Origin of the sequence: Kitasatospora sp. NPDC058218 (assembly GCF_042882445.1) — a bacterium.
Lineage (GTDB): Bacteria > Actinomycetota > Actinomycetes > Streptomycetales > Streptomycetaceae > Kitasatospora.
Window position 1 is genome coordinate 75,686 of the sequence record NZ_JBHVWC010000034.1, and the last position, 24,658, is coordinate 100,343.

Annotated in this window: 20 protein-coding genes, 3 tRNA genes and 1 pseudogene; 13 read left to right on the forward strand and 11 right to left on the reverse strand. The window is 74.6% G+C overall.

Annotated elements, in window-relative coordinates; genetic code table 11:
- Positions 1-98 precede the first annotated feature (98 nt).
- Positions 99-584 (forward strand): hypothetical protein, encoded by a 486-nt coding sequence (locus tag ACFVYI_RS22025; RefSeq protein ID WP_387888126.1) that lies wholly within the window; start codon positions 99-101, stop codon positions 582-584.
- A complete protein-coding gene (locus ACFVYI_RS22030; protein WP_387888128.1) occupies positions 584-901 on the forward strand; it encodes a transcriptional regulator in 318 nt (105 codons plus the stop codon). Before ACFVYI_RS22025 ends, ACFVYI_RS22030 begins: the two co-directional genes overlap by 1 nt.
- Before the next feature lie 26 nt (positions 902-927).
- Here ACFVYI_RS22030 and ACFVYI_RS22035 read toward each other — a convergent pair whose 3' ends face one another.
- Positions 928-1,350, reverse strand: a complete 423-nt coding sequence (locus ACFVYI_RS22035; protein ID WP_387888131.1) for a hypothetical protein — start codon at positions 1,348-1,350, stop codon at positions 928-930.
- Positions 1,351-2,024: 674 nt separating this feature from the next.
- On the opposite strand from ACFVYI_RS22035, the gene ACFVYI_RS22040 reads away from it, so the two are divergent.
- The gene (locus ACFVYI_RS22040; RefSeq protein ID WP_387888134.1) at positions 2,025-2,924 is read left to right on the forward strand and encodes an ADP-ribosylglycohydrolase family protein; all 900 of its coding nucleotides are present in this window, start codon (positions 2,025-2,027) and stop codon (positions 2,922-2,924) included.
- A gap of 55 nt (positions 2,925-2,979) precedes the next feature.
- Here ACFVYI_RS22040 and ACFVYI_RS22045 read toward each other — a convergent pair whose 3' ends face one another.
- Complete coding sequence (locus tag ACFVYI_RS22045) at positions 2,980-3,705, reverse strand: GNAT family N-acetyltransferase (RefSeq protein WP_387888136.1); 726 nt, start codon at positions 3,703-3,705, stop codon at positions 2,980-2,982.
- Between the two features lie 690 nt (positions 3,706-4,395).
- Between ACFVYI_RS22045 and ACFVYI_RS22050 the strand changes: the two genes are divergently transcribed.
- From ACFVYI_RS22050 to ACFVYI_RS22070, 5 genes are all read left to right on the forward strand, one after another.
- Positions 4,396-5,340, forward strand: a complete 945-nt coding sequence (locus ACFVYI_RS22050) for a PAC2 family protein (protein ID WP_387888138.1) — start codon at positions 4,396-4,398, stop codon at positions 5,338-5,340.
- Positions 5,341-5,509: 169 nt separating this feature from the next.
- Positions 5,510-6,499 (forward strand): SGNH/GDSL hydrolase family protein, encoded by a 990-nt coding sequence (locus ACFVYI_RS22055; RefSeq protein ID WP_387888140.1) that lies wholly within the window; start codon positions 5,510-5,512, stop codon positions 6,497-6,499.
- A 114-nt stretch (positions 6,500-6,613) separates the two neighbouring features.
- Entirely contained in the window at positions 6,614-7,924 is a 1,311-nt protein-coding gene (locus ACFVYI_RS22060) for a deoxyguanosinetriphosphate triphosphohydrolase (RefSeq protein WP_387888142.1), read from the forward strand.
- 53 nt (positions 7,925-7,977) lie between these two features.
- Positions 7,978-9,885 (forward strand): DNA primase, encoded by a 1,908-nt coding sequence (gene dnaG / locus ACFVYI_RS22065; protein WP_387888145.1) that lies wholly within the window; start codon positions 7,978-7,980, stop codon positions 9,883-9,885.
- Positions 9,886-10,109: 224 nt separating this feature from the next.
- Positions 10,110-11,282, forward strand: coding sequence for an RNA polymerase sigma factor (locus ACFVYI_RS22070; RefSeq protein WP_387888147.1), 1,173 nt, complete (start codon positions 10,110-10,112; stop codon positions 11,280-11,282).
- Here the strand turns inward: ACFVYI_RS22070 and ACFVYI_RS22075 are convergent.
- The 4 genes from ACFVYI_RS22075 to ACFVYI_RS22090 all read right to left on the reverse strand — a co-directional run bounded on the left by ACFVYI_RS22075 (position 11,279) and on the right by ACFVYI_RS22090 (position 16,176).
- Entirely contained in the window at positions 11,279-12,397 is a 1,119-nt protein-coding gene (locus tag ACFVYI_RS22075) for a DUF2690 domain-containing protein (protein ID WP_387888150.1), read from the reverse strand. The genes ACFVYI_RS22070 and ACFVYI_RS22075 overlap by 4 nt on opposite strands.
- A 413-nt stretch (positions 12,398-12,810) precedes the next feature.
- The gene (locus ACFVYI_RS22080; protein ID WP_387888153.1) at positions 12,811-14,214 is read right to left on the reverse strand and encodes a glutamate decarboxylase; all 1,404 of its coding nucleotides are present in this window, start codon (positions 14,212-14,214) and stop codon (positions 12,811-12,813) included.
- A gap of 127 nt (positions 14,215-14,341) precedes the next feature.
- On the reverse strand, positions 14,342-15,775 hold the full coding sequence (locus ACFVYI_RS22085) for an FGGY family carbohydrate kinase (protein WP_387888156.1): 1,434 nt from the start codon (positions 15,773-15,775) through the stop codon (positions 14,342-14,344).
- A gap of 107 nt (positions 15,776-15,882) precedes the next feature.
- Complete coding sequence (locus ACFVYI_RS22090) at positions 15,883-16,176, reverse strand: hypothetical protein (RefSeq protein ID WP_387888159.1); 294 nt, start codon at positions 16,174-16,176, stop codon at positions 15,883-15,885.
- Positions 16,177-16,422: 246 nt separating this feature from the next.
- Here ACFVYI_RS22090 and ACFVYI_RS22095 point away from each other — a divergent pair.
- Both ACFVYI_RS22095 and ACFVYI_RS22100 read left to right on the forward strand, forming a co-directional pair.
- A tRNA-Asn gene (locus ACFVYI_RS22095) sits at positions 16,423-16,495 on the forward strand.
- A 61-nt stretch (positions 16,496-16,556) separates the two neighbouring features.
- Positions 16,557-16,629, forward strand: a tRNA-Asn gene (locus ACFVYI_RS22100).
- Between the two features lie 91 nt (positions 16,630-16,720).
- On the opposite strand, the gene ACFVYI_RS22105 is transcribed toward ACFVYI_RS22100, so the two are convergent.
- Entirely contained in the window at positions 16,721-17,467 is a 747-nt protein-coding gene (locus ACFVYI_RS22105) for a trypsin-like serine peptidase (protein ID WP_387888162.1), read from the reverse strand.
- A gap of 103 nt (positions 17,468-17,570) precedes the next feature.
- A complete protein-coding gene (locus ACFVYI_RS22110; RefSeq protein WP_387888165.1) occupies positions 17,571-18,416 on the reverse strand; it encodes a trypsin-like serine peptidase in 846 nt (281 codons plus the stop codon).
- Between the two features lie 190 nt (positions 18,417-18,606).
- Here ACFVYI_RS22110 and ACFVYI_RS22115 point away from each other — a divergent pair.
- Positions 18,607-18,680: transfer RNA gene (locus ACFVYI_RS22115), tRNA-Ile, on the forward strand.
- 194 nt (positions 18,681-18,874) lie between these two features.
- Here ACFVYI_RS22115 and ACFVYI_RS22120 read toward each other — a convergent pair.
- A complete protein-coding gene (locus ACFVYI_RS22120; protein WP_387888167.1) occupies positions 18,875-20,935 on the reverse strand; it encodes a hypothetical protein in 2,061 nt (686 codons plus the stop codon).
- Positions 20,936-21,175: 240 nt separating this feature from the next.
- Here ACFVYI_RS22120 and ACFVYI_RS22125 point away from each other — a divergent pair, with 240 nt between their 5' ends.
- Positions 21,176-22,099: a 1-aminocyclopropane-1-carboxylate deaminase/D-cysteine desulfhydrase gene (locus tag ACFVYI_RS22125; RefSeq protein WP_387888170.1), complete on the forward strand. Its 924-nt coding sequence runs from the start codon at positions 21,176-21,178 to the stop codon at positions 22,097-22,099.
- Here the strand turns inward: ACFVYI_RS22125 and ACFVYI_RS22130 are convergent.
- Together ACFVYI_RS22130 and ACFVYI_RS22135 are read right to left on the reverse strand one after the other, a co-directional pair.
- Entirely contained in the window at positions 22,096-23,643 is a 1,548-nt protein-coding gene (locus ACFVYI_RS22130) for an LCP family protein (RefSeq protein ID WP_387888173.1), read from the reverse strand. The two genes, ACFVYI_RS22125 and ACFVYI_RS22130, sit on opposite strands and share 4 nt — an antisense overlap.
- A 157-nt stretch (positions 23,644-23,800) precedes the next feature.
- Positions 23,801-24,265, reverse strand: a complete 465-nt coding sequence (locus tag ACFVYI_RS22135) for a MarR family transcriptional regulator (protein WP_329487507.1) — start codon at positions 24,263-24,265, stop codon at positions 23,801-23,803.
- A 127-nt stretch (positions 24,266-24,392) separates the two neighbouring features.
- On the opposite strand from ACFVYI_RS22135, the pseudogene ACFVYI_RS22140 reads away from it, so the two are divergent.
- Positions 24,393-24,572: pseudogene (locus ACFVYI_RS22140) on the forward strand (NADP-dependent oxidoreductase); the annotation flags it as partial.
- Between the last annotated feature and the right edge of the window lie 86 nt (positions 24,573-24,658).

The window sequence follows — 24,658 nt, forward strand, 5'->3', positions numbered from 1 at the left end:
AGGTCGGGAAGTACTTTCCAGGATGGAAAGTAGATGCCATAGTGGAAGTACCGACAACGCCGGGCGCCCGTGGGCGCCCGGGCATCCAGGGGGATTCCATGAACGCCGCCGAAGCGAACGCCGCCGAACCCGTCGACCTGCCCGCCGCCGAGGCGCTGCGCCTGGCCGAGCGGGCCACGGCCGCCGCCCAGACGCCCGGTCGCCTGCCCGGCTGGTACGGCCCGGCCTTCGCGGTGGCCTTCACCGTCTACGGCACCGCCGTCGGACAGGCCGTCGGGGCCGGGGTGAGCTGGCTGAGCGGGCTGTTCGGGGTGCTCTTCGCCGCCCTGACCGGCGCCCTGGCCCGGATCGCCCTGAACGAGGGCGGGATCGTGCACCGGCTGGCGCCCGGCCTCACCCGCCCCGTCCTGCTGGCCGTCCTCGCGGTGATCGCGGCGGCGCTGGCCGCGATGCTGCTGGTCTGGCTGGCGGGCGGCGGCGCGCGCTGGATGGGCGCGGTGGCCGGCCTGGTGGCCGGTGCGGCGTTCTGGGCGGCCACGGGCCGGCTCAACGCCCGGATCCGCCGGATGCCGGCGGTCCGCTGATGCCCGCCGCGCTCGACCCGCTGCTCCAGCACCCGACCAGGCTGACCGTCCTCGCCTTCCTGAGCGCCTGCACCGAGGCCGAGTTCGGCACCGTCCGCGACCACTGCGAGGTCTCCGACTCGGCGCTCAGCAAGGCGGCGGCCGCCCTGGAGGAGGCCGGCTACGTGGCGGTGAAGAAGGGGTACGTCGGCAAGCGCCCGCGGACCTGGCTGGCCGCGAGCAGGGCCGGCCGCAAGGCGCTGGCCGCCCACCTCGCCGAGCTGCAGCGGCTGGTGGCCGCGGCCGAGGCCGCCGGCGCCGCGCAGGACCGGGGCTGAGACCGGGCCCGGGCCGCGTGCACGCCCTACCGGGCCCGGCGCCAGCCGATCCGGGCGTGCGGGCCGTGCGGGCCGGTGGCGAGCAGGGTGCGCAGCTCCCGCAGCACCGGCTCCGGCTCCCGCCGCAACTGGACCGGGGCGCGGACGACCGGGAGGCCGGCGGCGGTGAGGCGGTTGGCCCGGGCCAGGCTCCGCTCGTGGTCGGCCGGGCGCAGGTGCCAGGCCCGGGAGTCGATCTCCAGTGCCACGCAGGCCTGCGGCCAGTAGGCGTCGGGGACGGCGAGGAAGCGTCCGTCCAGGAACAGCACCGGATTCCAGAGCGGCTCCGGCAGGCCGGCCCCGCGCAGCAGCTCCCGGGCCTCGCCCTCGACGACCGAGCGCACCCCGGCGGCCAGCTCCTCCACCACCTGCGCGACGTGCGGCGGCGGCGCCCCCGGCCGGGCGAGCAACTGGTCCAGCAGCTCGCCGAGATCGCAGTGCCGCCGCTGGACCGCCTCCGCGCAGAGCGCCCGGAACCGGCGCTGCCCGGAAATCCCGGGGTGCGAGGTCGGCCAGGGCCCGGGCGACCGTCGCGCTCCAGAGCCCGTCGTCCCGCTCGAACCCGCCCGGCATCGGCCCGCAGGCCCGGTGGATCCGGACGCAGGCCCGGTCCGCGACCCGGCGCGGGCCCGGGATCAGCACGTCGACGCCCGCCAGGTCCGCCGGGTGTCCGGCGGTCGGCAGCCCGGCCGAGGCCAGTACCGCCTCCCCGGTCAGCAGCACCTCGCCGGGCTGCGCCGGCCGCCCCTTCGGAGCCGCGTACGCCAGTGCCGCGCGCAGCCGCTGATGAGCGGTCAGCCGCCCGCTCTGCAGGCAGATCACCCGTGGCAGCACCTGTTGCCAGGGCCCGCCCGGCCGCAGCCGGTGGGCGATGGTGCCGGACGGCACCCCGAGCCGGCGCAGCTGCGCCCGGGTGACGATGTGCTGCTGGTCGGCGCCGAGCAGCAGGGGGTCGAGGAGGTCCGCGCAGGTCATGCCGGGGTGCTTCCCGCCCGGGTCGGAGGTATGCGGAACATCGCCCGTCGGGGGGCCGTCCGCAAACGGGGTTGACGCGGCGCCGACCGGCCGGGTGAGCTTGGCCGCGATGACGACCCTTCACACCGGCCCGGCGCTCGACGCGCTCAACGGCCTCTCCGTGGGCGACGCCCTCGGCGCCCAGTTCTTCGTCCCCGACACCGCCGCGGCCCACTTCGCCGCCCGTACCACCCCGCCCGGCCCCTGGCCGTGGACCGACGACACCGAGATGGCCTGCTCGGTGTACGCGGCCCGAACCGAGCGCGGCGCCCTCGACACCGTCGACCTCACCCACGCGTTCGCCCGCCGCCACGACTTCGACCGCGGCTACGGTCCCGCCGCCAACCGCCTGCTCCGGCTGATCCGCGAAGGCGGTGACGCCAAGGCCCTGGCCGCCGGACTCTTCGACGGGCAGGGCTCGTACGGCAACGGCGCCGCGATGCGGGTGGCGCCGCTGGGCGCGCTGTACGCCGACGATCCGGCCGGGGCGGTGGCGCCCGCCGCGGACACCGCGGTGATCACCCACACCCACCCGCAGGCCGTGGACGGCGCGATCGCCGTCGCGGTGGCCGCCGCCTACGCGGTGCGGGCGCGGACCAGGGCCACGACGCCGGACACCTTCCTGGCGGCGGTCGCCGCGCTGACCCCGCGGGGTGCCGTCCACGACGGTCTGACCGAGGCGATCGGCCTGCTCGCCGAGCCGGACCCGGGGGTCGCCGCCGAGGTGCTCGGCAACGGCAGCCGGACCAGCGCCGTCGACACCGTCCCCTATGCGCTCTGGTGCGCGGCCCGCCGGCTCACCGACTACCCGGCAGCGGTCTGGGAGGCGATCGGTGCGGGCGGGGACATGGACACCGTCGCCGCCATCACCGGTGGCGTGGTCGCCGCGTGCACCGGCACCGCCGGCATCCCCGCCGCGTGGACGGCCGCCCGCGAGGCGCTGCCCGAGTGGGCCTTCCACCCGCGCTGAGCCGACCCGGGGCGGCGCCCTTCCGGACCGCCGCCCCGCTCGGTGCCGACGACCCTCAGGCGGTGATCAGCTGCCCGCTGCCGCCGTGTCTAAGGCACTCCTGGTTGATCGCGCGCTCCGGGGCGCTCGGCGAGGTGGCGGCGGCGATCCGCAGCTCGATGATGTCCCGCACGGCGGGCCACTCGGAGTCGAGGATCGAGTAGAACGCGGTCGAGCGCACCACCCCGTCCAGCCCGCGCGAGTGCGCTCGGCGCACGCCCTCCGACGTCGCGCCGAGGCGCTCGATCGCGGCCCGCGAACGCAGGTTGCGGGCGTCCGCGCGCATCGAGATCCGCTGCACCCGCCACTCCTCGAAGGCGTAGCGCAGCATCAGCAGCTTCGCCTCGGCGTTGACGCCGGTGCCCTGGGCACGCGGGGAGAGCCAGGTGTTGCCGATCTCGGCGGCGTCCGGGACGGCCGTGGCCGGATCGCCGAACGGCACGCCGGGCACCGGCGGCCAGACGACCGGGCCCTGCCAGTAGTCGAGTTCGAGGAACCGGGTGGAGCCGACCACCCGGCCGTCCGCGAGGTTCACCGTCGCGAACGGCAGTGCCCGGCCCGCGGCCTGGTCGGCGAGGGCGCGCGCGATGTAGTCGCGGGCGGCTTCCAGGCCGTGCGGGACGGGGGTGAAGGCGTAGGTCGTACGGTCCTCGGCGCCGGCCTCGGCGATGGCCTCGGCGTGATGCGCGGCAAGGGGCTCCAGCCGCACGGTGCGGCCGGTGAGGATGACAGGTACGGGCACGGAACCTTCGGTCCTTCATCGGTCGGAGGGCGCGTCCCGCGCCGGGGTGCGGCTCGGGCTGCGTGGACGTTCGCCCCGGCCCCGGAATCCGTCCGCCCGTGCCCGCGCACGCCGGAGGTCCGGTCGAGCGGGGTGGGGGCGGCGGCCCGGAGGCGGGCAGCGCGGTGCCGGAACGGACACGGGTCGACGGACCGGTCCGGCGGGATGAGCGAGGGGACAGTGTGCGTCCGCGAGATGGCCGAAGAGGAAACGAGAGCGCGAAGGGGAGCAGGCGGCCAGATGAAGGCAAGATGCGTCGTGGGTGGCTGGCCGAGCACCGGGCCGGGACGTGATCGACGGCGTTACGGACGACGTGACGACGACGCGACGATGCGAGGCAGCGAGAGGACGATACCCGCCAGAAGGCGGTGCGTCACCTCGTGGCACACGAATGGGCGCGCGCCCCTCCCGGGCGCACGCCCGGGAGGGGCTTCGAGCGCCCGTGACCAGCGGGTTTGCCGTTGGGTGCGATCATGGTTCGGACGGCACTTCGGCGCGGCACCGGGGGCACCAGGGCCGCTCGCCGGGCGTTCACCGCGGAAGCGGCCGCGCGACGGCCGTGCGCGGCGGGAATTCCGGCGGCGCCCGGCACGCTGCAGACGACGAGAAGCCGGTACGAGTCGACGAGTAGAGAACGGGGTTGGGTGCGCGGTGCGTGATCCCCAGGCGCTGTACGAGCTGGATCAGCAGGGCGTGGCCGCCGTGGCCGCGGCGAAGGCCGCGTTGGCCGACACCGGCGCGGGTCTGGTGCTGCTCCACCACTTCGAGGGCTTCATGGACGCCGGCGAGGCCGGCGGCCAGGTGGTGGCCCACCTGCTGGAGGAGGGCACGCCGCAGGTGGTGGCCCGCTTCGACCACGACCGCCTGGTGGACTACCGGGCCCGTCGCCCGGCGATGGTCTTCGACCGCGAGCACTGGTCCTCCTACGACCCGCCGGAGATCCTCCTCCAGCTGGTCCACGACGCGGCCGGCTCGCCGTTCCTGCTGCTCACCGGGCCCGAGCCGGACGTCGAGTGGGAGCGCTTCAGCGCCGCCGTGCGCCAGCTCGTCGAGCGCTTCGAGGTCCGGCTGACGCTGGACTTCCACGGCATCCCGATGGGCGTGCCGCACACCCGTCCGGTCGGCCTGACGCCGCACGGCACCCGGCTGGACCTCGCCGCCGGCTACCCGCAGTGGTTCGAGCAGGCCCAGGTGCCGGGCAGCGCCCAGGCCCTGCTGGAGTACCGGCTCGCCGAGGCCGGTCACGACGTGCTGGGCTTCGCCGTGCACGTGCCGCACTACGTGGCCCGCTCGGCCTACCCGGCGGCCGCGGTGCTGATCCTGGAGGCCGTGCAGTCGGCCACCGGCCTGGTGCTGCCGGGCACCCGGCTGCGCGAGCGGGTGGGCGAGGTGTACGCCGACATCGAGGAGCAGCTGGCCCACGGGGACGGCGAGTTGCGCTCGGCGATCCGCGGCATGGAGGGCCAGTACGACGCCGTCGCGGGGGCGGAGGGCCGGGAGAGCCTGCTGGCCGAGCCGGTCGACCTGCCGTCGGCGGACGAGCTGGGCCGGCGCTTCGAGCAGTTCCTGGCCGAGCACGAGCGCGGCCCCGAGTAGTCCGCCCGCGGCCGCGAGTGGCCTGCCCGCCCCCGGGTGGTCCGCGCGCCCCGGGGGATTCTCCGCCGGGCGGGAGAGATCGGACGCCGTCGTTCGTTGGCGGTGAGGTGCCCGGGGGACGGGCCGCCGTGGAGAGATACGTCGCCGTTCCGGCCCCCGGGGGGATTCCATGCCTGTGTCCACACGCCCGACCGCCGTTCTGGCCGCAGGGCTGGCCGCGCTGCTGCTGGCCGCTTGCAGCGGCGGCGGCGGTTCCGCCGCGCCCGCGGCGGCGGACGGTCCCCACCCGGTGCGGGCCACCCCGACGCCCACGCCGACCCCGCCGCCCACCGGCCCCTACGTCGCCCTCGGGGACTCCTACACCTCGGGCCTGAAGATCTCCCCGCAGGTGGGCGAGCCGAAGGGCTGCGCCCGCTCGGCGGCGAACTACCCGTCCCTGCTGGCGAAGGCGCTCGGCCTGGCGGACGGCCAGTTCACGGACGTCAGCTGCAGCGGTGCCCGCACCGGGGACCTGACGGGCTCCCAGCAGACCGACGGCGGCGGGGCCAATCCGCCCCAGCTGGACGCGCTCTCCCCGGCCACCCGTCTGGTCACGGTGGGGATCGGCGGCAACGACGCCGGGTTCATGGAGGTCGTCGGCGAGTGCGCCAAGGAGAACCTGGCGGACGCGGTGAAGAGCCTGATCGGCTCCGAGCGGGCGCCGGCGCCGTGCAGGGACCACTACGCCTCGGCCGGCGGCGCCGCCGACCAGGTGCAGCGCAAGGTGGACGCGGCCGGCGAGCGGCTGGGTCAGGTGCTTCAGGAGGTCAAACGCCGCTCGCCGCAGGCCCGGGTGTACGTGGTCGGCTACCCGACGCTGTTGCCGGCCGACCCGGCGAGCTGTCTGCCGGTGCTCGGCCGCACCGTCGCCGAGGCCGACCTGGGCTTCCTGGCCGAGAAGGAACAGCAGCTGAACGCGATGCTCAAGCGCCGCGCGGAGGCGGCGGGCGCGGCCTTCGTGGACGCGGCCGCACCCTCGGCCGGCCACGACATGTGCGCCGGTGAGGCGGTCCGCTGGGTGGAGCCGCCCTTCCCGGCCCCCGGGCTGGCGGCGATCCACCCCAATGCCAGGGGCCAGGAGGGCGTGGCCGCAGCCGTGTTGAAGGCCGTCCGGGGCTGATCCGGCCCTTCCTCCTCCGGGAGGCCCGGGCGGCCAAGGTTCACGCCCCGGCCCACGCCCCTTCGCGCGCGGCACCCCCCGGCTGTCGGAGCCGCGGCGTACGGTGATTGGCATATGGACGACACCGCGCACCGCCTCACCGCCGCCCCGCTCCCGTACGACCACGCCGCCGAGGCCCGTTGGGTGCCCGAGCCGGACAAGCGCCCCGGCCGGACGGCATTCCAGCGCGATCGCGCCCGTGTGCTCCACTCCGCCGCCCTGCGCAGGCTGGCCGGCACCACCCAGGTGGTCGCCCCGATGCGCAGTGACTTCCCCCGTACCCGGCTGACCCACTCGCTCGAATGCGCCCAGGTCGGGCGGGAGTTGGGCGCCGCCCTCGGTTGCGACCCGGACCTCGTCGAGACCGCCTGCCTGGCCCACGACATCGGCCACCCGCCGTTCGGCCACACCGGCGAGGAGGCCCTCGACCAGGCCGCCGAGGCCTGCGGCGGTTTCGAGGGCAACGCGCAGTCGCTGCGCATCCTCACCCGCCTGGAGCCCAAGCGCTTCGCCCCGCAGGACGAGCAGCCCGCCCGGCTGGCCCCCTGGCCCGGTCGCAGCGTCGGCCTCAACCTGACCCGTGCCGCGCTGGACGCCGCCACCAAGTACCCCTGGACGCACGGCGCGCACCCGGTCGACCCGGCCTCGTCCAAGTACGGCGTCTACGCCGACGACCTGCCGGTGTTCCGCTGGCTGCGGGCCGGCACCCCGCCCGGCCGCAAGTGCTTCGAGGCCACCGTCATGGACTGGTCCGACGACGTCGCCTACTCCACCCACGACGTGGAGGACGGCCTGCAGGCCGGCCACATCGAGCCGGCCGTGCTGCGCGCCCCGAGCGAGCGCGCCGAGCTGTTCAAGGTGGCCGAGCGCTACGCCCCGGACGCCGAGCCCGAGGAGCTGGCCGCCGCGCTGGACCGGCTGCTCGGCCAGGAGTGGTGGCCCAGCTCCTACGACGGCTCGGCCCGCGCCCGGGCCGGCCTGAAGGACCTCACCAGCCAGCTGATCGGCCGCTTCTGCCTGGCCGCCGAGCAGGCCACCCGGGCCCGCTACGGCCCCGGCCGGCTCAGCCGGTACGCGGCCGAGCTGGTGGTGCCGCGGGACGTCCGGCTGGAGTGCGCGGTGCTCAAGGCCGTCGCCGTGCGCTTCGTGATGCAGCGCGACGAGCAGGCCCAGCTCCGGGCCCGCCAGCGGATCGTGATCGCCGAGCTGGCCTACGTCCTCGCGCAGCGCGCCCCGGAGGGCCTGGACCCGGTCTTCGCCACCCTCTACCGCGAGGCGGAGGACGACCGCGGCGCACTGCGCGCGGTGATCGACCAGATCGCCACCCTCACCGACGCCTCCGCCCTGGCCCTGCACGCCAAGCTGGTCGGAGCGGCCTGGTCGTGAGGAGGCCGCCCCGGCGCGGTCGGTAACCGGCGCCACCCCAGTAGACTTCCGGGGTGGCCGGGCGGATCAGGGACGAAGACGTACAGGCGGTGCGAAGCGCACTGCCGATCGACGTGGTCGTCGGCGACTACGTACAGCTCACCAACGGTGGCGGGGGCGAGTACAAGGGCGTCTGCCCCTTCCACGACGAGAAGTCCGCCTCCTTCTACGTGAACCCCGCCAAGGGCGTCTTCCACTGCTTCGGCTGCCAGGAGAACGGCGACACCATCGCCTTCCTGATGAAGATCGAGCACTTCACCTTCGCCGAGGCCGTCGAGCGGATGGCCGCCCAGGCCAACATCACGCTCCGCTACGAGGAGGGTGGCTACAGCCCCCGCCACCAGCAGGGCGAGCGCACCCGCCTGGTCGAGGCGCACAAGGTGGCCGGCGCCTGGTTCCGGGAGCAGCTCGGCTCGGCCGAGGCGGAGATCGGGCGGCGCTTCCTCGCCGAGCGCGGCTTCGACGAGGAGGCGGCGGCGACCTTCGGCGTCGGCTACGCCCCGGTCGGCTGGGAGAACCTGGTCCGCTACCTGCGCGGCAAGGGCTTCAGCGACAAGGAGATCCTGCTCGGCGGTCTGGCCTCGCAGGGCCAGCGCGGCGGGCTGATCGACCGCTTCCGGGGGCGGCTGGTCTGGCCGATCCGCGACATCGCGGGCGAGACGGTCGGCTTCGGCGCCCGCCGCCTGCGCGAGGACGACAACGGGCCGAAGTACCTGAACACCCCCGAGACGCCGATCTACAAGAAGTCCCACGTGCTGTACGGCATCGACCTGGCGAAGAAGGAGATCGCCAAGTCGGGCCGGGCCGTGGTGGTCGAGGGCTACACCGACGTCATGGCCTGCCACCTGGCGGGCGTCACGACGGCGGTGGCCACCTGCGGCACCGCGTTCGCCGAGGACCACATCAAGATCATCCGACGGCTGCTGATGGACACCTCCCAGTACCGCGGCGAGACGGTCTTCACCTTCGACGGCGACGCGGCCGGGCAGAAGGCCGCCCTGCGGGCCTTCGAGGACGACCAGAAGTTCGCCGCCAAGACCTCCATCGCGGTCAGCCCCGGCGGGATGGACCCGTGCGAACTCCGGCTGGCCAAGGGCGACGAGGCGGTCCGGGAGCTGATCGACAACCCCGTCCCGCTGTTCGAGTTCGCGCTGCGATCGGCCGTCGCCCGGCACCGGGTGGAGAACCCGGAGGGCCGCTCGGCGGCGCTGGAGGAGGCCGCACCGATCGTCGCCAAGATCAAGGACCGCTCGATCCAGCACGAGTACGCCGTCCGGCTGGCCGGCATGCTCGGCATCCTGGACGAGCAGTTCGTGGTCCGCCGGATCTCCCAGCTGGCCCGCTGGGACCGCGAGCGCCAGCAGAACCCGCGCGCCAACGGCCAGCAGCGCCGCCCCGAGCAGGCCCAGCCCGTCCGCTCCGCACAGCCGGCCTTCCGGCTCAACCCGCGGGACCCGGCCCAGTTCGTCGAGCGCGAGCTCCTCAAGCTGGCGCTGCAGCACCCGGACCTGGTCAGCCCGGCCTTCGACCACTACGGCGAGGAGGAGTTCCCCACCCCGCCGTACGCCGCCGTGCGCCGCGCCATCGGCCAGGCCGGCGGCGCCGCGTACGGGGCCACCGTGGCCGACTTCACCGGTACCGTCCGCGACGTGGCCCCGGACGACCAGGTCCGCTCGCTGGTGACCGAGCTGATCGTCGAGCCGGTGCGCTCGCGCCGCAAGGTGGACGCGATCTACGCCGGGGAGTTCCTGGTCAAGCTGCGGCTGCTGGCGGTCGACCGGCGGGTCGACGAGGTCCGCGCCCACCTCCAGCGGCTCGGCACCCGGGCCTCCGCCGAGGAACTGCACGCGGTGCAGACCGAGCTGTGGCAGCTCCAGCAGTACGGGCAGGGTCTGCGCAGCCGGGGCGCCGCCGCCCTCTGACGGCGGGTGCGGGCCCTGCGGGGCCCGGTCGCCCGGGGCCGATCCGCGCGGGCCGCCCTTGTCCGGGCCGGCCGCCCACGCCCGGTCGCCCGGGCCGGCCGCCCACGCCCGGTCGGAGAAAGTCCGCGCACGAGTCTCGGCCACGGAACGTGGCGTGCCGCACACTGGAGGGCGTCCCACCTCCGTCCAGCGCGGGTCCGCCAGAGTCGCGCCCGCCCCGAGGGATGCCCGTGGACCAAGGCCTTGCCGCGACCGCCCGCCCGACCACCGATCCGCTCGCCCCCCACGACGACGACCACGGCCGGGCCGGGACACCGCCCGGCGACGGTGCCCGGGTGCCCGCGCAGGGCCTCCCGGAGGGCCACCCCGGGTCGGGTGATCCCGACGCCGCCCGGGACACCGGAACCGACCGGGAGGCCGAGCCCGAGCCGGGGGCCGAACCGGACCCCGACGCCGACCGCGCCCCCGGGCCCGCGGGCGTCACCGGCCCGGCGGCGGACCTGTTCCGCCAGTACCTGCGCGAGATCGGCCGGATCCGGCTGCTGAACGCCGCCGAGGAGGTGGAGCTGGCCCGCCGGATCGAGGCCGGTCTGTTCGCCGAGGAGCGGCTGGACCGCGAGCCCCCGCCGCCCGACCCGCTGGCCAGGGAGCTGGACGCCCTGGTGGTGATCGGGCGCTTCGCCAAGCGGCGGCTGATCGAGGCCAATCTGCGCCTGGTGGTCTCGGTCGCCAAGCGCTACATCGGCCGTGGCCTCACCATGCTGGACCTCGTCCAGGAGGGAAACCTCGGCCTGATCCGGGCGGTGGAGAAGTTCGACTACGCCCGCGGCTACAAGTTCTCGACCTACGCGACCTGGTGGATCCGCCAGGCGATGAGCCGGGCCCTGGCCGACCAGGCGCGCACGATCCGGGTGCCGGTGCACGTGGTCGAGCTGATCAACCGGGTGATCCGGGTGCAGCGCGCGCTGCTCCAGGAGAGCGGGAGCGAACCCGGTCCGGCCGAGATCGCCGTCGCGCTGGAGCTGACCGAGGCCCGGGTGCGCGAGCTGCTCCGGCTGGCCCAGGAGCCGATCTCGCTGCACACCCCGGTCGGCGAGGAGGACGACGTCGCGCTCGGCGACCTGATCGAGGACGCGGACGCGGCATCACCGGCCGAGTCCGCCACCTTCCTGCTGCTGCGTCAGCACCTGGAGGCGGTCCTGGCCACGCTCGGCGACCGCGAGCGCCAGGTGGTCCAGCTCCGCTACGGCCTGGACGACGGCCGCCCGCGCACCCTGGAGGAGATCGGCGCGCTGTTCGGTGTGACCAGGGAGCGGATCCGCCAGATCGAGTCCAAGACCCTGGTCAAGCTCCGGGACCACGCCTTCGCCGCGCAGCTCCGCGGTTACCTCGACTAGGAGCCGGCAGCGGCGGGCGTGGGTTCGGCCGGGGCCGGCGTGGCGGCGGGCGTGGGTTCGGCCGGCGTGGGTGTCGCGGCGGGCGTGGCAGGGCTGGCCGGCGGCGAGGCCGGGCCGATCGGGATCGGGGTCGAGGCGACGACGTGGGCCAGGCCGGAGACGCCCGCCGTGCAGTCGTTCCCGGCCGGCTGGTGGCCGCAGACCTGGAAGGTGGCGCTCGGGTCCGCCGCGTTCACCATCGCCGAGTAGTTGTCGTACCCCCAGTGGATCAGCGCCGTCTCCGTCTCGCCGCTGCTGCTGGTGATGGTCGCGTAGTCGTTCGGCGCGCCCTCGGTGATGGCGGCCCAGGCCGCCTGGCAGCGCTGGCTGTAGCGGAGGTAGATCACCACCTTGCCGATGTTGCCGGTCAGCAGGGTCCGGGCGTCGGCGCCGCAGCCGGTCGCCTTGGGGTCCTTGTGGGAGCAGCCCATCGCCTGGCAGGAGGGCGTGGCCGGGGCGGTCCGGGAGGTCGTGGTGGCCGTGCCGGACACGGCGGGCTGCGCGACGGCGGTCGGCTCGGTCCCGCCGTCGCGGCTGTAGCGGACCCCGGCCAGCACCACCAGCGCGGCCGTCACGGCCGCGCAGCAGACCAGCGCCACCGGCCGCCGCCACCAGCGGACCGTCGCCGTACGGTCCGGGCCGTCCCCGGCCGCCGGCTGCGCGTCGTCGGCCTCCGCGGTCTCCCCCTCCGGGGCCGCCGGCTCCACGCCCGCCGCGCCCGGCTCGACGTCCGCCGCGTCCAGCTCGACGCCCGCCACGCCCGCCGCCGCGTCCGGTCCCGCCGCGCCCTGGACGGCGCCCGCCGCGTCCTCGGCACCCGCCACGGTCTGCTCCCAGAGCGCCCGCAGCGTGGGGCCGTCGCACTCGACCGCCTTGGTGAGGGCGTCGAGCGCCTGCTCGGTGATGATCCGCTTGCCGTTCAGCCAGCGTTCCCAGGAGGCCCGGCTGTAGTGGGTCCGGGAGGCGAGCTCGGACAACGAGAGCCCGGTCGCGTCCTTGACGGCACGGAGTTCCTCCGTCAGGAGCTTGGCGGGCACGGAGAGGTCGTCCGGCAGTTGCTTCCAGGCGGAGCCCATACGGTCAATCCCAACATCGGAGCGGCGGCGGGGGAGCGGGAGGGCCCGAGCGGGCTCCGGCCCGGGCCGTGGGGGGCGTGTCCGCGTCTCCAACCTCATCGGCCTGTCGTCCCAAACACCAGGTCCTGGCCCTGAGACGGACGGAAGTGTCTCACAACCCCGGCTGACGCTCGAACATGTGCCTGTCCGTCGTGCAGAGTTCTCACATCGGCGCGTTTCGCCGTCCGGATGCTTCGTCCGGACACCGTTGCGACGGCCGGTTCCTGACGTCCCGACCCCCCACCGGTCGGGACAGCCTCGCGGGGGGAGGCTGCCCCGACTGCAGGGACGTGCGGCGAGGGGAGGGCGCTTCGATGCGCCCTCCCCTCGCCGTGATCACGGGCCCCGCCGGTCCCGCGCCCGCCTGACCGGCGTCAGTGGTGGAAGGCCGTCCGGGCCGGCACCCCGTACTCCTTGAGCGGGCGGGGCTGGCTCCGCAGCTCCGGCAGCAGCCGGGTGAGGTCGGACAGCAGCAGGTCGGCCAGGTCCCGGGAGAAGCCGTTGCGGCAGACCACCCGCAGCACCGAGAGGTCCTCCCGGTCGGCGGGGAAGGTGTACGCCGGCACCTGCCAGCCGCGCTCGCGCAGTCTCCGCGAGACGTCGAACACGTCGAAGGTCACGTCGTCGGTGGTGGTGAAGGCGAAGACCGGCAGTTCGTCGCCCCGGGTCAGCAGCCGGAAGCAGCCGAGCGCCTCGATCTGCCCGGCCAGGTAGACCGCGACCTCGCGGCAGGCCCCCTGAACGGCCCGGAAGCCGCTCCGGCCCAGCCGCAGGAACGTGTAGTACTGCGCGATCACCTCCGCGCCGGGGCGGGAGAAGTTCAGGGCGAAGGTCGGCATCTCCCCGCCGAGGTAGTTGACCCGGAACACCAGCTCCTCCGGCAGCGCCGCGCGCTCGCGCCAGAGCGCCCAGCCGACGCCCGGGTAGACCAGGCCGAACTTGTGGCCGGAGGTGTTGATCGAGGCGACCCGCGGCAGCCGGAAGTCCCAGATCAGCTCGGGGTCGAGGAAGGGCGCGACCATGGCGCCGGAGGCCCCGTCCACATGGACCGGGACGTCCAGGCCGGTGCGCTGCTGCAGCGCGTCCAGGGCGGCGCAGACCTCCGCCACCGGCTCGTAGGAGCCGTCGAAGGTGGAGCCGAGCACGGCCACCACGCCGATGGTGTTCTCGTCGCAGAGCGCCACCGCCTCCTCGGCGCCGAGGTGGTAGCGCTCGCCCGCCATCGGCACGGTGCGCGGCTCGACCTCCCAGAAGGTGCAGAACTTGTCCCAGCAGACCTGCACGTTGACGCCCATCACCAGGTTGGGGCGGGCGCCGGCCGCGTACCGGTCGGCGTTGCGCTGCATCCAGCGGCGCTTGAGGGCGAGCCCGGCCAGCATGCAGGCCTCGCTGGAGCCGGTGGTGGAGCAGCCGACCGTGTCGTCCGGGTCGGGGGCGTGCCAGAGGTCGGAGAGGATCGCCACGCAGCGCCGCTCCAGTTCGGCGGTCTGCGGGTACTCGTCCTTGTCGATCATGTTCTTGTCGAGGCACTCGGTCATCAGCCGGGTGGCCTGGATCTCCATCGAGGTGGTGACGAAGGTCGCCAGGTTGAGCTTGGCGTTCCCGTCCAGCATCAGCTCGTCGTGGATCAGCTGGTACGCCGTGTCGGCCGCCACCGGCTTGTCGGAGAGCCGGTGCACCGGTGGGGCCAGCTCCATCGCACTCAGCGGGTCGGCGGCGCCGACGAACGGGTTGATGGCCAGCCGGCGATCGTCGCCGGTCCCCTTGTGCAGCGCCATGAGCTCCTGCCGCCCTTCGTTCCGGTGACCGCGTCGCCTCTCACGCTGTCACCGGCCACCGGCGGGCGCATCTTCGCCGCGGTCGCTCCGGCGTCCCCTGACGGGCCGCTCCGGCCGATCGCGCTGATCAGGCGGCCGTCTCCGGGTGGATCTGCCCGCGGGCGGACCGGTACTGCTGGCGCACCGCCGCGCCGACCGGCAGGTCGTGCTCGGCGTCCGGCGTGACGGTGACGGCCTCCGGCAGCTCCCAGCGCGGCGGTTCGGGGGTGCCGGCCAGGGCCCAGGCGGCCTGCCGGGCCGCGCCGCGGGCGGCGTGGGCGCCCGGCGGCGGGACCACGACCGGGATGCCGAACAGCAGCGGGGCGATCTGCCGTACGGCCGGCAACCGCCCGGCGGGGCCCAGCAGGAAGACCCGCCGCACCTCGACGCCCTGGGCACGCAGCACGTCCAGCGCGTCCGCGAGGTTGCAGAGCATGCCCTCGACGGCGGCCCGGGCCAGGTGCTCGGGGGCCATCGACTCGGCCCGGAGCCCGGTCAGGGTGCCGGCCGCGTGGGGCAGCGCGGGGGTCCGTTCGCCGTCCAGGTAGGGCAGCAGCACCAGGCCGTGGGCGCCGGGGGAGGAGCGCAGCGCCAGCTCGCTCAGGCCGTCCAGGTCGCATCCGAGCAGCGCCGCGGTGGAGCGGAGCACCTGGGCGGCGTTCAGGGTGGCGACCATCGGCAGGTGGCGGCCGGTGGCGTCGGCGAAGGAGGAGACCAGCCCGGAGGCGTCCACCACGGCCTGCTCGTGCACGGCGAAGATCGTCCCGGAGCTGCCCAACGAGACCGCGGCGTCGCCGGGCCGCAGGCCCAGCCCGAGCGCGGCGGCCATGTTGTCGCCGGTGCCGGCCGAGATCAGCAGGCCCTCGGGGGTGTGCCCGGCGGGTTCGGCGGGGCCGAGGACGTCGGGCAGCCGCAGTTGGTGGCCGAGCGCGAGCTCCACCAGGTCCTGCCGGTACTCGCCGGTGATCGGCGACCAGTAGCCGGTGCCGGAGGCGTCGCCCCGGTCGGTGGTGCGCCGCTTGGGGTGGCCGAGCAGCTGCCAGACCAGCCAGTCGTGCGGCAGCAGCACCTCGGCCACCCGCCGGGCGTTGGCCGGCTCGAACTCGGCCAGCCAGCGCAGCTTGGCGATGGTGTGCATGGGGCCGGGGACGGCGCCGATCGCGGCCGTCCAGGCCGCCGGCCCGCCGAGCGCGTCCAGCAGCGCGGCGGCGGCGCCGCTGGAGCGCGGGTCGTTCCAGAGGATCGCGGGCCGAACCAGGACGCCGCCGGCGTCCAGGCCGATCATGCCGTGCTGCTGCGCGCTGACCCCGATCGCCCGGACGCCCTCCAGCAGGCCGCCGGCGGCGGCGTCGCCGAGCGAGTGCAGCCAGACCTGCGGGTCGGCCTCGCCGGCCCGCTGGTCCGGCGTTTCCGGCACGGGGTGCGGCGCCTTGCCGGACCGCAGCACCGCGCCGGTCTCGCTGTCGCACGCGACGATCCGGGTGCGACCGGTCGAGCTGTCTATCCCCGCGACGATGGCCATGTCGAGATCATGCCTCAGCACGCGTCCGGACGCGGCAAGGCCCGGTGAGTGTTTCTCGTTCGGTACCGCCCCGGAGCCACCTCGGCCAACCCTCCGTCACCGCCCGGTCACGGGCGGAAGGTACCCCAGCTGTCGTCCTCGACCCGGGTGCGGTTGAAGTACGAGACCCGGTCGGTGACGGCGTTCGGCAGTTTGTCGCCGACCTTGTCGGCGACGGCGCCGGCCGCCTTCCCGGCCACCGCGCCGGCCTGCTGCTTGGCCTTGTCGGCGGCGCCCTGCACCTTGGGGTTCCGGGCGACCTGCCGGGTGACCTTGGCGATCTGTTCGTACCGCTGGCGACCGGCTCGCGAGCCCAGGACGTAGCCCGCCGCGAGTCCGACGATCAACGACAACTTCCACATGATCGGATTCCACCCTCTCCTGGCGGCCATTGCCGCAATGCCCTACCCGTCCATCGGGACGGCGAACCGTCCGCGCCTCCCAGCATCCCCGGGTGCCGTGCCGGGCGCGCGCGGGGCACGCCGGGCGGGGGTGCCGGGGGCGGCCGGGGAAAGCGATTGGCGGACCACCCCCCCGAGTGCGCTAATGTATGTCCCGCAGCGAGCGCCGAGGAGCCCGGGGAACCGGGGGCCGAAGCGGAAGCTCGATCCCCCATAGCTCAATTGGCAGAGCAGCCGACTGTTAATCGGCAGGTTATTGGTTCGAGTCCAATTGGGGGAGCTCAGGTGGCGGGCCTTCGGGTCGGCCGTCCTGGCCGTGGTGCGACCTTGGTCCACCGCGATCCCGCATAGCTCAATTGGCAGAGCAGCCGGCTGTTAACCGGCAGGTTTTTGGTTCGAGTCCAAATGCGGGAGCTGCACCGGGTCCGCCCGGTGACTGCTCAGAGCGAAGGCCCCCCGGTCGACCGGGGGGCCTTCGTGTTGTCCCCGCCGGCCCGCCCCCGGATCAGGCGGTGGCCTGCCGGTACAGCTCGGCGACCCGGTCGTCGAAGGTGATGCTGTACGAGGTGCCGGGCGTCTCGCCGCCCTCCTGGTAGCCGCCGATCACGCCGACCACGGTGCCGGTCGCGGTGACCCACGGGCTTCCGCTGGTGCCGTCGGTGTAGCCGCCGCAGTCGAAGCGTTCCTGGGTCGGACTCTGTGAGCGGGTGTGCGCCGAACAGGTGATCGGTTCGTCGCGCTCATTGGGATAGCCGGTCACCGAGACGGCGAGACCGAAGCCCTGGCCGGTGCCGAGCGGATTGCCGCCGACCGCGTCCTCGACCTCCCGGCCGCCGGCCGGCCGCAGCGTGACGAACGCCACGTCGTACTCGGGGTCGTCGTCGGACGCCCAGCGCGGATCCACGGTGATCGACCGGACCGGCCAACTCCCGTACGGTGAGTAGCCGTTGCGATAGCCGGGGGTGAAGACCAGGCCGTCCAGCAGGCCGATCCGGCGGCTCTGCACGCAGTGCGCGGCGGTCACCAGCAGATTGCGCCCCGGGCTGTGCACCACGCTCGCCGTACAGGCCCGCGGGCCCTGCGGGGTGCGGACCGAGAGGGTGCCGATCCGGTCGCCCACCGGGCTCTGCGGCGCCACCTCGGCGGTCGGCGCCTGCTCACCCCCACCGCAGGCGGTGCCGGTGGCGAGCAGCAGGGCCGCCAGCGCGGCCGCCTGGGCCGCACGCGCGGGCCGTACCGGGCGGGAGGGCATCGGGGCTCCGTCTCGTCCTCGGGGCGGGCACTGCCGGTCGTGCGGTCCGCCGTTCGTGAGGAAGATCTACCAGGCCGGGCCCGGCGACGCCAGCCCGGCCCGGTCAGCCCGTGGCCCGGTCGTAGAGGGCCTGCACGCGGTCGCCGAAGTAACTGCTGTACGAGGTGTCGGGGGAGTCGCCGCCCTCCTGGTAGCCGCCGATCACGCCGACCACGGTGCCGGTCCGGGTGTCCGGGTCGAAGTCGGTCACCCAGGGGCTGCCGCTGGTGCCGCCGGTCCAGTCGGGGCAGTCGATCCGCAGCTGGGTGGGACTCTGCTCGGAGGTGGTGTTGCTGCAGGTGATCGGGACTTCGCTGGTGCCGGGGTAGCCGGTGACCTTCACCGGCAGCCGGTAGCCGCGGTCGACGCCCAGCCGGTTGGCGCCGAGCACCTGCTGCACCTGCCGGCCGCCCTGCGGCTGGACCACCGCGAAGGCGACGTCCACGTCCGGATCGGCGTCGTCCTTCCAGGCCTGGTCGACGCTGACGGCCAGCAGCGGCCAGACGCCGCTCGGGGTCTCGCCGTCCCGGTAGCCGGGGACGAAGACCAGGTCGCCGCGTTGACCGAGTCTCGGGTCCCAGACGCAGTGCGCCGCGGTGACGATCAGATTGAGCCCGGCGCTGTCGACCACGCTGGCGGTGCAGAAGTGGTCGCCGTCCGCGTTGCGCGTGAAGACGGCGCCGACCAGGCCGTTCAGCACGGTGGCCTTGGCGGTGCGGGTGACGCCGGTGTGCTTGGCGAGCGCGCCGCGCAGCCGCTGCGGGGTCCAGCCGTGGGTGTCGGCGGGGGCCGAGGCCGGCCCGGAGCTCACCGTCGGGGTGGCCCCGCCGGGCCCCGCCGCGGTGGTGCAGCCCGCCGCCGCCAGCACCGCCAGCGCGGCGCCGACCGCCGCCACCTCACGTACCGTCATCCGCCCAGGCTCCCGGGGCCGCCGCGGGCCCGCCAGCGGGGCTGCTCCGGCCGGGGAGGCGTGTGTCCGTGCGCACCCATGTGCGCCCCCGGCGCGCACCACGGGTGATCGACCGGCTATGCTGCCCGGGACGGCCTTCCGGGGCCGTCTGCTGCTGCCGCGACCGGGTTACCGGCACGCGCGGCGAACCGGGGCGGTAGCTCAGCCGGTTAGAGCAGGGGACTCATAATCCCTTGGTCGTGGGTTCGAGTCCCACCCGCCCCACCTTTCGCCCGGACGACCGGGCTTGACCAGGTGTGGTCATCTGCACGAACTCTAGTGACCGGCGACTGTGGCGACCGTACCGACAGGCCGGGAATCACCCGAATAGGGCCGCGTCGGGGGTGCGTTGACGCCCCCCCGGCCGCCGATGGGCGGCCGGGGCCCCGTGAGACCGGCCGTGGTGGCCCGCCCCGGGGTCAGCCGAGCCGTGCCGGCTCCACGACCAGGTCGCCGTCGCCGTCGTAGCGGACCACGGAGACGGCCAGCTCCGGGTGCCCGCCCCCGGCCGTCAGCACCCGCAGGTCGCTGAGCAGCTGTGAGGGCTCGTCGACGTAGAACCTCAGCGGCTCCGGGGAGCTGGCCGCGAAGTCCAGCACGTCCTGGGCGCTCCGGCGGTGCAGCGCCCACTCCCAGGCCCGCCACGAGCGGCCCTGGTCCCGGTTCAGCACGCCGAGCCAGAGGTTGTCCTCGGCCGAGCCCCAGTCCTCGACGGTCTCGCCCCAGGCGCGGCTCCCCGCGAGGGAGACGGCCACCCGCCCGTCCCGCGGCCGGCTCGCGTCGATCACGGCGACCCGCTCGGCCACACCGGGGCGTGCCGCCTCGCCGCGCAGCAGGTCCCGGCCGGCGCTGCCCGCCCAGCCCGTCGGCCCGCCGTCCGGCTGGGCGTTGCTGACGACGGTGAAGGCCAGGCAGCCCGTCACGGCCACCACGGCGGCGCCCGAGCGCAGCCTCGCCGCACCCGGTCGGCGCGCCGCGCCCGCCGTCGGACCAGGGTGCGGTCCGGCGAGCGTCCGGCGGCCGAGCATCGGCAGCAGGCCGGCGGCGAAGCAGATCAGCCCGACCACCAGGAGCTGGTGGAGCATCTTCTCGTAGAAGTAGGAGGTCACGCCGACCGTGACCAGCTGGTACTCCATCACGCCGAAGCAGAGCAGCGAGACCGCGGCGAGGGAGCCGAGGGCCACCCGGCGCGGCCGGTTGGCGCGCGCGCTCCGCGTCAGCAGGGCGGCGAACGCGGCGACCACGAGCGGCAGCAGGAGGTGCCGACTGACCGGGCCGATGCCGCCGGGCAGCGTCAGGATGTCCGCGGTCCCGGCCGACTGCTGGTTGACGTACGGCGGGAACAGCGCGAGCGCACCGCCGGCCAGGGCGATCGGCAGGACGGTCGCCCAGTGCCGGAGCCAGCTGCGCCGGTTCACCACGGCCCAGGCGAGCACCGTGGCGGCGGCGGCCGGGAGCAGCAGGTAGTGGCCGAAGGAGATGCCGACCGTCAGCGCGGCCAGTACGGCGACCTGCTCGCGGGTGCGGTCGAGCGGGCGGATCGCCAGGCCGACCAGGATCGCGAGCAGGCCGAGGGCGAAGAGCTCGCTCAGGAAGCCCCGGCTGTGCAGGCGGGGCAGCTCGGCGACGATCAGGTAGGCGGTGGCCGGAACGGCGAGGGCCAGGGCGCGCCAGCCGCGCAGCGCGGGCCCGGCGGCGCGGCGCACCGCCCACAGGACGGCTGTCGTCAGCGCGGCCGTGACCAGGGTGAAGAGCGTGACGAAGAGCGACACCTGGGCGAGCGGCGTGCCCCGCTCGGTGCCCCCGTTCAGGAAGCTGGTCACCACGGCCAGCGTCAGGTGGCTGCCCTGCGGATAGGTCCCCAGGCCCAGCGTCACGGTGTCGAGGGCCGCGTCCCGCTGCAGGGAGGCGAGGCCGCCCAGGCGCAGGATGGTGTCGTAGAGGGCGGCGTGGCGGCCGAGGTCCTCGGCCTCCAGGACGGTGCCGAGGCGGCCGACGGCGTCCCGTCGCAGCAGCGGGTAGAGCAGGAACGCGGCGGCCGCGGCGGCGCAGACGAGCACCGGGCGGTCGTGGGTCGGGACGGCGCGGCGGAGCCGGGCGCGCAGCGGCAGCGGGACGGCGGCCGGCCCCGGGCGGCGGATCAGCCGGATCGCGACCAGGGGGACGGCGGTGGCCTCGGCCAGCGCCACCGGGTGCAGCCCCCAGGGCCAGTGGCCGGCCAGCAGGCCGAGCGCGCAGGTCCACCCGATCAGGGCGGCGCCGGCGATCACCAGGCGGTCGAACGCGGTGGCGCGCGACCCGATCAGGGAGGCGGCCGCGCACCAGAGCAGACCGAAGGTCAGCAGGTCGGCGGAGGCCAGGTGCAGCAGCGGTGGAAGTCCGAGGAGGACGGCGGCGAACCAGAGGCGCCGGGAGTGGGGGCGGCGGCCCAGCGGGCCTCGGAGCCGCCCACCCCCGGCGGAGCCCCGTCCCGTCGTCACCGGATCCGGCGCGGTTCTGACGGGTGTCGCGATCGACATCATTCCCCCATGAACATGCTGAAAAGTTGAGAATATCGAGTAGTTAGTATGAATATCCGTACCAGCACCAGTGTGAGCCATGGTGGACGGGCGCAGCGCACCGGGGAGGCCCGGGCGGGCGACGGTCGAGTCCCGGCTCCCGCGCCAGGAGCAGTGGGCTGCGCCGCCGGGGCGGCGCCATCGGCTCCGTATCCTGGCCCGATGCTCGAACCCGCACGGCTGCCCACTCCGCTGACGGACTGCACCGACGAGGCGTTGGCGCGGGTCGGCGTGGAGCTGCGGCTCAAGCGCGACGACCTGCTGCACCCGACGGTGCCGGGCAACAAGTGGCGCAAGCTCGCGCCCAACCTGGCGGCGGCGGTCGAGCAGGGGCACACCAGGCTGCTGACCTTCGGCGGGGCGTACTCCACCCATCTGCGGGCGGTGGCGGTGGCCGCCGGCGCGCTCGGGCTGGAGAGCGTCGGGCTGGTCCGGGGCGAGGAGCTGGCGGGGGCTCCGCGCAACTGGTCGCTGCGGGCGGCCGAGGCGGCGGGCATGCGGCTGGCGTTCCTGTCCCGGTCGGAGTACCGGGAGACGGCCGGCCGCTGGGCGTCCGATGCCGGGATGGAGGCCGCTCTGCAACGGCGCTGGGGCCCCGGCCTGGTGCTGCCGGAGGGCGGCTCCAACGCGTTGGCGGCGATCGGCGCGGCGGCCGTTCCGGCCGAGCTGCCCGACCTCGGCGATCGGGACGTGGTCTGTTGCCCGGTCGGCACCGGCGGCACCCTCGCCGGCATCGCGGCCGGCCTGCCGCCGGGTGCGCGGGCGCTCGGCGTGGCGGTGTTGCGCGGCGGCGCCGGGTACCTGGAGGGTGAGGTCGGCCGGCTGCACCGGGCCGCGTACGGCCGGGAGTTCGACAACTGGCGGATCGACCACGACCACCACGGCGGCGGCTACGGCAAGGTGCCGGCCGCGCTCGCCGCCTTCGCCGAGCGCTTCGAGCTGCGCCACGGGATCGGGCTGGAGCACCGCTACGTCGCCAAACTGCTCGCGGCCCTGTCGGACCTGGCCGCCGCCGGTGCCTTCCCGGCGGGCACCCGGCTGACCGCGGTGGTCACCGGGCTGCCCGATCCGCCGGACAGCGCCTAGCCGAAGGTCAGGTTGGCGCACGGGTCGGTGTCGGCCCCGCGGGCGTTCTCGGCGATGCCGGTCGGGACGCCGCCGGGCGTGGCCGTCGCGCCGGAGCCCGGACCGGCCGTCGCACCGGCCGTCGAACCGGTCGTCGGACCGACCGGGGAGCCGGTGGCGTCGAGCTTCGTGGCCGCCGCCGGGTGGTAGTCGCGGCCCAGTGTGACGATGATCCCCCCGGCGCCGGGCTCCTCGACCGAGCGGGCCTGCGGGAAGAGCAGCAGCAGCTGGTCGGCGGTGGTCCTGAAGGCCGGGTCGTAGGCGATCTCGGTGCGCAGCCGGCTGCCGCTGGTGGCGTCCAGGGCGACGTTCTGGAAGCCCCTGGCGCGGACCGCCTCCGCGCCCTTCCCGGCCAGCCCGGGGGTGCCGACGCCGTTGACCACGGTGATCGGCACGGCCGCCTGCTCGGGGGAGAGCGCGGTGGGCGAGGCGGCGGGCACGGCGGAGGCGGACGGGGAGGCGGACGCGGCGGTCGGGTCGCCCACCTGGCCGGTGCTCTGGCCGTCCAGCGTGCGGTCCTCCCGCAGCAGCTTCCAGAGGGTGTCCACGTCCGGGTGGACCAGTGCGACCCGGTCGCCGGCGAAGCGCCACGGGGTGGTGACGAAGGTGATGTCGGCGAGCTTGATGCTCTGCAGCGACTGGGCGAAGTCCACCAGCTTCATCGCGGTGCCCAGGCCCTCGTCCACGGTGAGCGAGCGGGTGGCGGCGTCGGCCAGCGGGAGCAGGGTCGGCAGCGAGAAGCCCTGGCCCTGGATCTTGCTGATCATCGCGGAGAGGAAGGCCTGCTGGCGCTTCATCCGCCCGATGTCGGAGTTGTCGCCGAAGCCGTACCGCGCCCGCAGGTAGTCCACCGCGGGCTGCCCGGAGAGCTTCTGCATGCCCTTCCTGAGCTTGATGTTGTGCGAGTTCACGTCGTTCGGGACGCAGACGTCCACGCCGTTGATCGCCTCGGTCATCGCGGCGACGCCCTTGAAGTCGACCACGATGGTGTGGTCGATGCGCAGGCCGGTGAGCGCCTCGACGGTGTTCTGCGTGCAGGCCGGGTTCCCCTGGGGGAACTCGCCTATGGTGAACGCCGAGTTGAACATCTGGTTCGTCCGGGGCTCCGTCCACCTGCCGCTCGGCAGCTTGCAGGACGGGATGGTCACCAGCGCGTCGCGGGGGATCGAGACGCCGACGGCGTGCTTGTGGTCGGCGTAGACGTGCAGCAGGATCGCGGTGTCCGAGTGGCCGACGCCCTCCTCGCCGCCGCCGAGGTCGGCGTTGCCGTCGTCCCGGGTGTCCGAGCCGAGCACCAGGACGTTGACCGGGACGGAGGCGCCCGGGGTGACCGGGACGGGGGCCGGGGGCCGCTCGGTGGCGACGCCGCCCGCGTCGAAGGTGGTGATGTTGCTGTCCAGCCGGTGGTAGAACCAGGCTCCCGCCCCTGCGACGGACAGCACCAGAACGGCGGCGAGCCCCACGGCGGTCCGTACGATGCGCCGCCGGCGCGTGCTGCTGCTCATCCTCCCCGGCCCCCCGTCTTCTGGTGTCGTTCCTGCGCACACCGGCCGTGGGAGGGCCGGTGCCAAGTCTCGAACGTTAGACGACTCGGGAGAGTGTTCGGTTACAGCCGATGGCCTGCCAATTCGGCCGGATCGGCCGCTGGGGCTGTGATGCTGCTCACGCCCCGGGGCCGGAGGCGCCCGCCAGCATCCGGCGCAGCAGGTCGCGCAGGGCCGTCCGCTCGTCCGGGCCGAGCGCGGCCAGCGGTTCGCGGGCGAAGTTCAGCGACTCGCGCAGCTCCTCCGAGGCGGCCGAGCCGGTCTCGGTGGCGGCGACGAGCTTGACCCGGCGGTCCTGCCGGTCGGCCTCCCTGGTCACGAAGCCGCGGGACTCCAGCCGGTCGACGATGCCGGTGATGTTGGACGGCTCGCAGCTGAGCGTCTGGGCGATGTGGCGCATCGGCATCGGTCCGCGCCGCAGCAGGGCGAGGACCTTGGCCTGGGCTCCGGTGAGCGAGCGGGCGGCGGCGGCCTCCTCGTACTCGCGGTGGAAGAGCGCGACCAGATTGGCCATCAGGTCGACGACCTCACGGGTGATCTCGTCGGGCTGCGGCGTGGCGGCCCCGGTCGGCTGGGTGTCCATGGGTGACAGTCTACCTGAACAGTTGACAACATGAACCTTTCATGTCCATCGTTACTTCAGTCGCTCAACCTTTCAGGTCGAGCGGTATCACCGGGGGACCACCCAGAAACCTCAAGGAGCACCACCGATGGCAGAGCAGGAAGCGCCCGCCACCGCCCGCGAATGGCACCTCGCCGCCCGTCCGCAGGGCTGGCCGGTCCCGACGGACTTCGCCCTGGTCCAGGCGCCGGTCCGGGTCCCGGGTCCCGGCGAGATCCTGGTGCGCAACACCCACCTCTCGGTCGACCCGTACATGCGCGGCCGGATGTGAGGCACTTGACAAAGAGTAGTCCTGTCCTGACCTGCAAGAACGGGAAGCCCCCGCCGATCCGGCGGGGGCTTCAGCTGTTTCCT